Origin of the sequence: Nonomuraea harbinensis (assembly GCF_019396385.1) — a bacterium.
GTDB lineage: Bacteria > Actinomycetota > Actinomycetes > Streptosporangiales > Streptosporangiaceae > Nonomuraea > Nonomuraea ferruginea.
In genome coordinates, this window is the sequence record NZ_JAHKRN010000030.1 from 1 (window position 1) to 9643 (window position 9643).

Consider the following 9643-nt stretch of genomic DNA (forward strand, 5'->3'; position numbering starts at 1 on the left):
GCCCGCGCTCGAACCGCTGCCCGACCCCGACGCCGTCTTCGTCGGCGGCGGCGGCCCCGACGTGATCGTCGCCTGCGCCGCCCGCCGGCCCCGCTCGCTGGTGTGCGCGCTGAAGACCGTCGAACGCGTGTCCTCCGTGCTCGACCTGCTGCGCGAGCACGGCTACCGCGCCGAAGGCACCCAGATCCTGGCCTCCGGGCTCGTCATCGGCCCCGACGGCGCGCACAGCCTGAGCTCCGCCGACCCGGTCTTCGTCGTGCACGCGACACCCGCGGGCACTTCCTGACCTGTCGCTCAGCGCCGCACATCGGTTATCCTCGCGTGTCCTCTTCTACGCACCGGAGAACCTTCCCCATGAAGCCGCCGCTCCTGCTTGTCGGGCAGGGCTCGAACGACGACGCCGATTCCGCCGAGTTCGGCAGGTTCGTGCACCGGCTCCGCTGCCGGCTCGACCAGACCGCCGCCGACGTGTCGGGCGGCTACCTCGAGCGGGCCACGCCCCTGCTGAGCGAGTCCGTCGCCTCCCTGGTCGCCCGCGGCCACCACCGCCTGGTGGCGCTGCCGCTGACCCTGAGCCGGACCAACGGCGAACTCCCCGCCGCCCTGGCCCTGGAGCAGCAGCGGCACCCCACCCTCGTGTACGACCACGGCCGGCCGGTCGGCCCCGACCCGCGCGTGCTCGCGCTGCTCGCCGAGCGGCTCAACGACGCCGCCACCGAGATGCCCAGGCCGCGCCCGCTGGAGCTGGTCGGCGCCCGTCCCCGGCTGCGCGCCGTCGACGGCGCCGCGTCCGACGGCGTCCCGCCGCACGTCGAGCCGGGTGAGACCGCCGTCGTGCTGGTCGGTGACGGCTCCACCGACCCGGCCGCCAACGCCGACGTGCACCGCGTGTCCCGGCTGTTCTGGGAGACGCACGCGTACGACTTCATGACCGTGGAGACCGCGTTCGTCTCCCTCACCCCGCCCGGTGTGCCCGGCGGGCTGGAGCGCTGCCGCCGTCTCGGCGCCAAGCGCGTCATCGTCGTGCCCTACCTGCTGTTCGCGGGCGGCACGCTGGAGCGCGTGTGGGCGCAGGCGCTCGCGTACGGCGCCGGCCACCCCGAGCTCGACATCCGCTGCGCCGAGGTGATCGGCGACTGTGAGACGCTGGCCGACGTGGTCATCGACCGCTACGAGGAAGCCCTCCAGCAGCTGGTCCCCTGAACCCCCGGAGGTTCCGTGCTCGCCGAGACACTCGCCGCGCTCCGCCCCGCCGACCCCCGCGCGATCGCCGACGCGCGTGCCCACCAGGACCGGCTCACCAAGCCGCGCGGGTCCCTCGGCGCGCTGGAGGAGGTCGCCGTGCGGCTCGCCGGGGCGGCCGGGGTCAGCCCGCCGCCCATGCCGGAGCCCGCCGCGCTGGCCATCTTCGCCGCCGACCACGGCGTGCACGCCCGCGGCGTCACCCCGTGGCCGCAGGAGGTCACGGTGCAGATGGTGCACAACTTCCTGGCGGAAGGGGCGGTGGCCAACGCCTTCGCCGCCCAGATCGGGGCGTCGGTCACCGTGGTGGACGTCGGCATCGCCGCCGACCTGCCCGACGACGCCCGCCTGGTCAAGCGGAAGATCGCGTACGGCACCGCCGACCTGTCACGGGGCCCCGCGATGAGCGGCGAGGAGGCCGTACGCGCGCTGGAGGCGGGCATCGGAGTGGCCCGCGACCTGGTGGCGTCCGGCGCCCGGTGCCTGATCACGGGAGACATGGGCATCGCCAACACGACGGCCTCGGCGGCGCTGATCGCGGCCTTCACCGGCCGTGACCCCGCCGCGGTCACCGGCCTCGGCACCGGCGTCACGGAGGAGACCCACGCCCGCAAGATCGCCGTCGTCCGCGAGGCGCTCCAGGTCAACGGCATCCTCATGGAGGGCCGGCCGGATCCGCACGGGCTCAAGCTGCAGGAGGCGGCGCGGGTGCTGGCCGCCGTCGGCGGGTTCGAGCACGCCGCCATCGCCGGCTTCATCCTGGGCGGGGCCGCGGCGCGGGTGCCGGTGATCCTCGACGGCGTGATCGCCGGGGCCGCCGCGCTGGCCGCCGCCGCGCTCTCACCCGCCGCCGTCGACCACTGCGTCGCGGGCCACCGCTCCGCCGAGCCCGGTCACTCCGCCGCGCTGGAGCACCTCGGCCTGCGCCCTCTGGTGGACCTGGAGCTGCGGCTCGGCGAGGGCACCGGCGGGCTGCTGGCCCACCCGCTCGTCTGCGCCGCCGTCCGCGTCATGCACGAGGTCGCCACGTTCGACTCGGCCGGAGTCACCGAGAAGCACATGTGATGATGAAAGGGATAGGAACCACCAGATGAGGTGACCAGTGCCCAGATACGGACCGATGTACGGCCCGGACCTCACCTTCCTCGGCGTCGAACGCTGCGACGTCGACGACCCCGCGAGCTACGCGGACGCGGACGTCGTCATCATCGGCGCCCCCTTCGACGGCGGGACCTCCCACCGCCCCGGCGCCAGGTTCGGCCCGATGGCCCTGCGCCAGGCCTGCTACCTGCCGCAGGACGGCTCCAGGCCCAGCCTCGCGCTGCGCGTGGACGCCCTGCGCGACCTGCGGGTGCTCGACGCCGGCGACGTCGAGTGCTACTCGGGCGACGTGGAGGGCTCACTGGAGGCCATCGAGTCGGCGGTGCACCGGATCGCCGCCTCCGGCGCCGTCCCGGTGGTGCTCGGCGGCGACCACACGGTGGCGCTGCCGGACGCCCGCGGCACCGCCCGCGCGCACGCTCCCGGCCGCACCTCGATGATCCATTTCGACGCGCACGCCGACACCGGGAACATCTCCTTCGGCCACCTGTACGGGCACGGTCAGCCGATGCGCCGGCTGATCGAGTCCGGCGCGATCCGCGGTGACCGGTTCCTGCAGATCGGGCTGCGCGGTTACTGGCCGGAGCCGGAGACGCTGGAGTGGATGGCCCGGCAGGACATGCGCTCCTACGAGATGACCGAGATCGTCGCCCGCGGCCTGGAGGAGTGCCTCACGGAGGCGTTCCGCATCGCCCTGGACGAGTGCGACCAGATCTTCCTGTCCATCGACATCGACGTGTGCGACCCCGGCCACGCGCCCGGCACCGGCACCCCCGAACCGGGCGGGCTCACGGCCCGGCAACTGCTCGACGCGGTGCGGCGCATCTGCTATGAGCTGCCCGTCGCGGGCATGGAGATCGTCGAGGTCGCGCCCCCGTACGACCACGCCGACATCACGGCGCTCCTCGGCAACAGGGTCGTCCTGGAGGCGCTCTCGGCGATGGCCAGACGGCGCGCCGACGAAGCGGGCGGAGAGCGCTGGGATCCCCGCCGGCCTCTGCTCGACGGCCGTTGACCCCTGCGCAACAAATGACGCGTTGGGAGCCGGTAGGTTTATCCACCTAGCACACAACGTTCGCGAACGGGAGATTCACCCACCATGGGCCCCTACCTCCTCGGCCTGCGGCTTTCCGGTCGCCGGGTCCTCGTCGTGGGTGGCGGGAGAGTCGCCCAGCGGCGGGTGCCCGCGCTGCTCGACGCCGACGCGGAAGTGACCGTGGTCTCGCCGTCCGTCACCCCCGCTCTGGACGACCTCATCGCCGCGGGCCGGGTCACCTGGCACGCCCGGCACTACCAGGTGGGCGACTGCGACGGCGCCTGGCTCGTCCAGGCGTGCACCGACGACCGGCCGGTCAACACCGCGGTGGCCGCCGAGGCCGAGGCCAAGCGCATCTGGTGCGTGCGCGCCGACGACAAGGACGCCTCCGCCGCCTGGACCCCGGCCTCCGGCCGGGTCGACGAGATCAGCGTGGCCGTCACCGCGGGCGGCGACCCGCGCAGGGCGGCCGGCATCCGCGACGCCGTGGTGGGCGCGCTGCGCGACGGCACCGTCGACGCCCGGCGCAACCGCACCAAGCCGGTGGGGGTGGCGCTCGTCGGCGGCGGGCCCGGCGACCCCGGGCTGATCACCGTACGCGGCCGTCAGCTCCTCGCGCAGGCCGACGTGGTCGTCGCCGACCGGCTGGCGCCCCGCGCCCTGCTCGACGAGCTGGCCCCCGACGTCGAGCTGGTCGACGCCGCCAAGGTGCCCTACGGCCGGTCACTCTCCCAGGAGAAGATCAACGAGCTGCTGGTGGAGCGCGCCAGAGAGGGCAAGTTCGTGGTCCGGCTCAAGGGCGGCGACCCGTTCGTGTTCGGGCGCGGCGGCGAGGAGATGATCGCCTGCGCCCGGGCCGGCATCCCCGTGCTGGTCGTGCCCGGCATCACCAGCGCCGTCGCGGTGCCCGCCGCGGCCGGTGTCCCCGTCACGCACCGCGGGGTGAGCCAGGAGTTCCACGTCATTTCGGTGCATGTCGCGCCGGACGACCCCCGGTCCACCGTCGACTGGCCCGGCCTGGCGCGTTCCCGTGGCACCCTGGTGCTCATGATGGCCGTCGAGCGGCTGCCCGCGGTCGCCGAGGCCCTCATCCGAGACGGACGTCCACCGGAGACTCCCGTAATGGTGGTGCAGGACGGTACCCTTCCGACCCAGCGGGCGGTCACCGCTTCGCTTTCCACCGTGGCCGAACGCGTGTCCGCGGCTGGGATACGGCCACCGGCGATCATCGTCGTCGGCGATGTCGTCGAGGTCGGCCAGGAGGTCGAGATGGTTCGAGCGGAGCGCCTGCCTTGAACACCGCCATGGATGACGGGCGCGGAGAGCGGCCAGGGGAGCAGACCCTGAGCCTCCCCGCCATTACCGACGCGCCCCCGGGCCCCCCGGCGGACCTACCCGCCGAGCCCGAACGGGCTGCGGGCCGCCCGCCAGGCGCGAAGCCGGAACGCGAAGCCACCGGCCCTCCGGAGAGCTCCGCCGCCCGACCCGGGCGGGACTCTCCTGCCGGGAGGCGGGCCGGCGAGCGCTCCGAGCCGGAGTCTCCCGCCGGGAGGCGTGAGCCGGGTGTCGCCGAGCGCTCCGAGCCCGAGTTCGATGCCTTCGCGCCGTTTGCCTCCGGGGACTCGAAGCCGGGTCCCGAGGCGCCCGCTGAGCCGCAGTTCGACGCCTTCGGCCCGGTCGTCAGAGGCTCCGGGGCCGCGGCTGCCGAGCCGGAGCCCGCGACCGGGGAGGAGACGGACCAGGCTCCGGAGGAAACTCCTGCGGCCAAGCGCGAACCGGTAGCCGTCGAGGACTCCGAGCCGGGGGCGCCCGCCGAGTCCGACGCATCAGAGGCCGCCGAGCCCGGCCTTCCGGCCGAAGCACCCGGGGACGGCGCTGAACAGGAGGCCGTCGCCGACGAAGACGAGGCGGACTCCGTACCGGAGGAGCCCGAGGCGAAGTCCGTACCGGAGGACCTCGGGGACGAGGCGGACTCCGTACGGGAGAGTCCCGAGACCGAGGCGGAATCCGTGCCGGAGGAGCCCGGGGACGGGGCGGAATCCGTAGCGGAGGAGCCTGAGACCGAGGCGGATTCCGTACCTGACAAGCCTGAGGACGAGGCGGACTCCGTACCTGAGGGGCCCGAGGCGGAGGGCGTACGTGAGGAGGAGTTGCCGCCTGAGACCGTGAAGGCGATGGCGGCGGCGCTCGGGGCGCTGCGCGAGAGCGTGGCGTCGCTGCGGTTCGGGCTCGACCTGCCGGGCGCCGGCGAGGCGCGCAAGGCGAGCGGCGAGCTGCTCGCCCAGCTTGAGGACTACGTGCTGCCGAGGGTGCGGATGAACACCGCGCCCGCCCTGATCGTGGTCGCGGGCTCGACCGGCGCGGGCAAGTCCACGCTGGTCAACTCCCTCGCCGAGAAGAACGTTTCGCGCACCGGCGTGCGGCGGCCGACCACCGGCGTGCCCGTCCTGGTCTGCCATCCCGACGACCGCCAGTGGTTCGCCGAGGGCGAGCTGCTGGGCGGCCTGCGACGGTTCGACCAGGCCAGGCCCGAGGCGGGGCAGCGCGGCATCGTGATCAGCGCCACGGAGAAGCTGCCCCAGGGCGTGGCGCTGCTCGACACCCCCGACATCGACTCGGTCGTCGAGGAGCATCACGAGATCGCCCACCGCATGCTCGACGCCGCCGACCTGTGGATCTTCGTCACCACCGCCGCCCGCTACGCCGACGCCCCCGCCTGGAACCTGCTCCGCCTGGCCAAGGAGCGCGGCGCCAGGCTGGCCATCGTGCTCTCCCGCGTCCAGGACAGGGCCCGCGAGGTGGTGCTCAAGCACTTCGTCCGGATGCTCACCGAGTACGGCCTGGGCGAGATCGACCGGTTCGTCATCAGCGAGTCGAAGGTCGCCGACGGTCGGCTGCCCGACAGCGAGGTGACCGAGCTGCGGCTGTGGCTCGCCGAGCTGTCCGTCGACGGGGCCCGCCGCGCCCAGGCGGTCAGGGAGACGCTCAACGGCGTGCTCGACAGCTTCCGCACCCGCGTGCCGGCGCTGGCCAAGCACCTGGAGGCGCAGGTCGCCTTCCGCGGCGAGCTGCGCGGCGACGTGGAGGCCGCCTACCTCGGCGCCCTCACGGACCTCGACAAGGCGTTCAGGAGCGGTGCGCTGATCCACGGCGAGGTGCTCGCCCGCTGGCAGGACTTCGCCGGCTCCGGCGACCTGATGCGCTCGCTCCAGCTGCGCAAGCGCGCCAGGAGCGGCAGGCAGACGCCCGAGCGGATCATCGCGTTCAGGGCGGCGCTGCGGGCCGGCCTGGAGTCCGTGATCGTGGCCGCCGCCACCCGCGCGGCTGAGGAGGTGACCGCCCGCTGGCGGCACCGCGCCGAGGTCGGGGCGGCGCTCGCCGACGGCCTGGAGCGGCCCTCCGACGACCTCGTACGGCACGCCGGCCGGGCTGTCGCGGCCTGGCAGGAACACGTCACCGAGCTGGTCCGCACCGAGGGCGTGGCCAAGCGGACGGTGTCGAAGCTGGTGTCGTTCGACGCCGACTCGCTGTCGCTGATCTTCATGGTCGCCATGTTCAGCGGCGGCCAGGTCGAGGGGGTGCCGCACCGGCTGGTCAAGGCGCTGCTGGGCGCCGAGTCGCTGCGCGGCATCGGCGCCAAGGCGCTGAGCGACCTGCGGGCCAGGATCAGCATGCTGTTCGACGAGGAGTCCATGCGATACGTGCAAGCGCTCGACTCGGCCGGCATCCCCGACGAGTCCGCCGCGACGCGGCTCTACCAGGCCACGTACAACCTTGAGGTCGCACGATGACCACCGTCACCACGCCCAGGCCGGGGCTCTCGTCCCGGCTGTCCGCGCTGTCCAAGGTCGTGGAGCTCGGCCCCGGACGGCTCGACCCCAAGCTGATGTCGGAGGCCGAGTCGCTGCTGCTGCGCGCCGGTGACCGGCTCAAGCTGTCGTCGGAGCACACCGTGGTCGCCCTCGCGGGCGGCACGGGCAGCGGCAAGTCGTCGCTGTTCAACGCCGTCTCGGGGCTGGAGCTGTCGCCGACCGGCGTGCGGCGGCCCACCACCGCCCGCACCCACGCCTGCGTGTGGGGGCTCGAAGGCGCGGCGCCGCTGCTCGACTGGCTGCAGATCCAGTGGCGCCACCGGTTCGCCCGGGCCAGCGCGCTGGACAAGGGCGAGAGCCAGCTGCACGGGCTCATCCTGCTCGACCTGCCCGACCACGACTCGATCAGGGCGCTCAACGACAACGAGGCCGACCGGCTCATCGGGCTGGCCGACCTGGTGGTGTGGGTGCTCGACCCGCAGAAGTACGCCGACGCCTCCACCCACCGCCGCTACGTCACCGAGCTGGCGGGGCACGAGGCGGTGACCGTGTTCGCGCTCAACCAGGCCGACCGGCTCTCCACCGAGGAGCTGGCCGAGCTGGTCATCGACCTCAACGACCTGCTCCGCCGCGAAGGCGTCGAGCACCCGACGGTCGTGCCGACCTCGGCCGTCACCGGCCGCGGCGTCGAGAGCCTCAAGAGCGTCGTCGCGGCGGCCGTCTCCCGCCGCCGGGCCGCGATCCAGAGGCTGGAGGCCGACCTCCGCAAGCTGGAGCAGCGGATGACGGCCGCCATGCCGGTCGGGGAGGCGCTGGCCATCCCCGCCGCGGTGGACGAGGCCCGCAAGATGGGCCTGGTGGACGCGCTCTGCGACGCCGTCGGCGTGCCGGCCGTGGGCGAGGCCATGGAGAACATCTACGTCGAGCGCTCCAACCGGTGGGTGGGCTGGCCGTTCCCGCGCTGGGCCGACCGGTTCCGCCCCGACCCGATCAAGAGCCTCCGCCTGGAGGACGTCAGCGACGAGATCAAGGGCATCGCGGCCGGCACCGTGACCGCGCAGGCGGCCGAGGTCACCAACGCCGTCCAGGCGCTGGCCGAAGGGCTGTCGGGCACCATGCACCCGGTGTGGCGGTCGTCGCTCCACCACGCGGCCCGCTCCCGGCTGGGCAAGGTGCCGTCGGCGCTCACCGAGGACCTCACCCAGGTCGCGCCCCAGCTCGACCGGGTGCCCGCCTGGTGGCGGCTGCTCAAGGCATGGCAGTACGCCCTGGTGGCGGCGTTCGGGTGCGGCGTGCTCTGGCTCCTGCTGGGGCTGCTCATACCGGGCGCGCTGCCGCCGGCGCTGGAGCTGATGGGCGACACCGCGGCGCTGCCGTGGGCGGCGCTGATGACGGTGTCGGTGCTCGGGCTGGGAGCCCTGTCGGGCATCGCCTCGCGCAACTTCGTCGAGCTGGGCGCCTCGCGCGAGCGGGAGCGGCTGGAGCGGGAGATGCGGCGGCGGGTGGCGGCGATCGCGGAGAAGATGGTGGTGGAGCCGGTGGAGCGCGAACTCGCCCGCCACCACGCCTTCTACACCGCGATGCGCGGCCTGTCGAGCTGACCTTCCACAGCCTCCGCGCCCGCCGGGCGGTCATCCCCAGAACGCGGCTCGGAGGCTTGGCGGGCGGGCGCTCGTCGGCACCGTAGTCCCAGGTCGCGGGCGTCCGGCCCGCCACAGGGGAGGCAACGGATGAACGACATCTACGTCACGCTCACCGGCAACGTCGCGGCGGAGCCGCGTCAATACACCTTCGACGACGGGTCCAAGGTCACCTCGCTCCGGGTGCTGACCGCCCATCGCTACTTCGACAGGAAGTCGGGCCAGTGGGCCGACGGCGAGAAGGTCTGCTTCGCCGTGCGCTGCTGGCGCGCGCTGGGCGACAACGTCGCCCAGTCCGTACGGGTCGGGCAGCCGGTGGTGGTGTCGGGCAAGCTCCGCATCCGCGAGTTCGGCCCGGAGGGCGACCGGCGTTTCATGCCCGAGGTCGAGGCCTCGGCCGTGGGCCACGACCTGCGCTGGGGCACCGGCACCTTCGTCAAGCCCGAGCGGGCGGGCGGCGGCCCGGTGAGCAGGGAGATGCGCGACCGCCTCGACGAGGAGACCCAGGACTGGGCGATGGGCGCCGCCCGCAAGGGGCCCGGCATGGTGGTCAGGGAGATCCCGGCGGACGAGGCCGCGGTGCGCATCATCGGCGCCGACGACAACGAGAAGGAGTCCGAAGACGCCGAGTGGCCACAGGAGGAGCGAGCCGCAGCCTGATGCCCCGTCCATGGCGGGGCGCCGACCCCGGCGTCCCGCCAGGTGGTCCGGTGCTGGCGGTGGCGCGCCGACCGTGGTGTCCGGTCGGGTGGTCCGGTGCTGGCGGTGGCGCGCCGATCCTGGTGTCCGGTCGGGTGATCCGGTGCTGGCGG

The 9643-nt window shown here is 73.8% G+C and carries 7 protein-coding genes and 1 pseudogene; all 8 read left to right on the plus strand.

Annotation, left to right across the window (positions count from 1 at the left end):
- Positions 1-286: pseudogene (locus KME79_RS27365) on the plus strand (cobalamin biosynthesis bifunctional protein CbiET); the annotation flags it as partial.
- A 68-nt stretch (positions 287-354) separates the two neighbouring features.
- Complete coding sequence (locus KME79_RS27370; RefSeq protein ID WP_219546971.1) at positions 355-1203, plus strand: sirohydrochlorin chelatase; 849 nt, start codon at positions 355-357, stop codon at positions 1201-1203.
- Between the two features lie 15 nt (positions 1204-1218).
- A complete protein-coding gene (gene cobT, locus KME79_RS27375; protein WP_219546973.1) occupies positions 1219-2307 on the plus strand; it encodes a nicotinate-nucleotide--dimethylbenzimidazole phosphoribosyltransferase in 1089 nt (362 codons plus the stop codon).
- 37 nt (positions 2308-2344) lie between these two features.
- The gene (gene speB, locus KME79_RS27380) at positions 2345-3358 is read left to right on the plus strand and encodes an agmatinase (protein ID WP_308249069.1); all 1014 of its coding nucleotides are present in this window, start codon (positions 2345-2347) and stop codon (positions 3356-3358) included.
- A gap of 84 nt (positions 3359-3442) precedes the next feature.
- Positions 3443-4675, plus strand: a complete 1233-nt coding sequence (gene cobA, locus KME79_RS27385) for a uroporphyrinogen-III C-methyltransferase (protein WP_219546975.1) — start codon at positions 3443-3445, stop codon at positions 4673-4675.
- Positions 4676-4683: 8 nt separating this feature from the next.
- A complete protein-coding gene (locus KME79_RS27390; protein ID WP_246640522.1) occupies positions 4684-7170 on the plus strand; it encodes a dynamin family protein in 2487 nt (828 codons plus the stop codon).
- Complete coding sequence (locus tag KME79_RS27395) at positions 7167-8792, plus strand: GTP-binding protein (RefSeq protein WP_148029882.1); 1626 nt, start codon at positions 7167-7169, stop codon at positions 8790-8792. The genes KME79_RS27390 and KME79_RS27395 overlap by 4 nt, the downstream gene beginning before the upstream one ends.
- 129 nt (positions 8793-8921) lie before the next feature.
- Positions 8922-9491 (plus strand): single-stranded DNA-binding protein, encoded by a 570-nt coding sequence (locus tag KME79_RS27400; RefSeq protein WP_148029883.1) that lies wholly within the window; start codon positions 8922-8924, stop codon positions 9489-9491.
- Positions 9492-9643: the final 152 nt, after the last annotated feature.

Bases quoted from the DNA above. Each gene is read 5' to 3' on its own strand.
- KME79_RS27370 (WP_219546971.1), top strand. From the start codon at position 355: ATGAAGCCGCCGCTCCTGCTTGTCGGGCAGGGCTCGAACGACGACGCC.
- KME79_RS27400 (WP_148029883.1), top strand. From the start codon at position 8,922: ATGAACGACATCTACGTCACGCTCACCGGCAACGTCGCGGCGGAGCCG.
- KME79_RS27395 (WP_148029882.1), top strand. From the start codon at position 7,167: ATGACCACCGTCACCACGCCCAGGCCGGGGCTCTCGTCCCGGCTGTCC.
- KME79_RS27390 (WP_246640522.1), top strand. From the start codon at position 4,684: ATGGATGACGGGCGCGGAGAGCGGCCAGGGGAGCAGACCCTGAGCCTC.
- cobA (WP_219546975.1), top strand. From the start codon at position 3,443: ATGGGCCCCTACCTCCTCGGCCTGCGGCTTTCCGGTCGCCGGGTCCTC.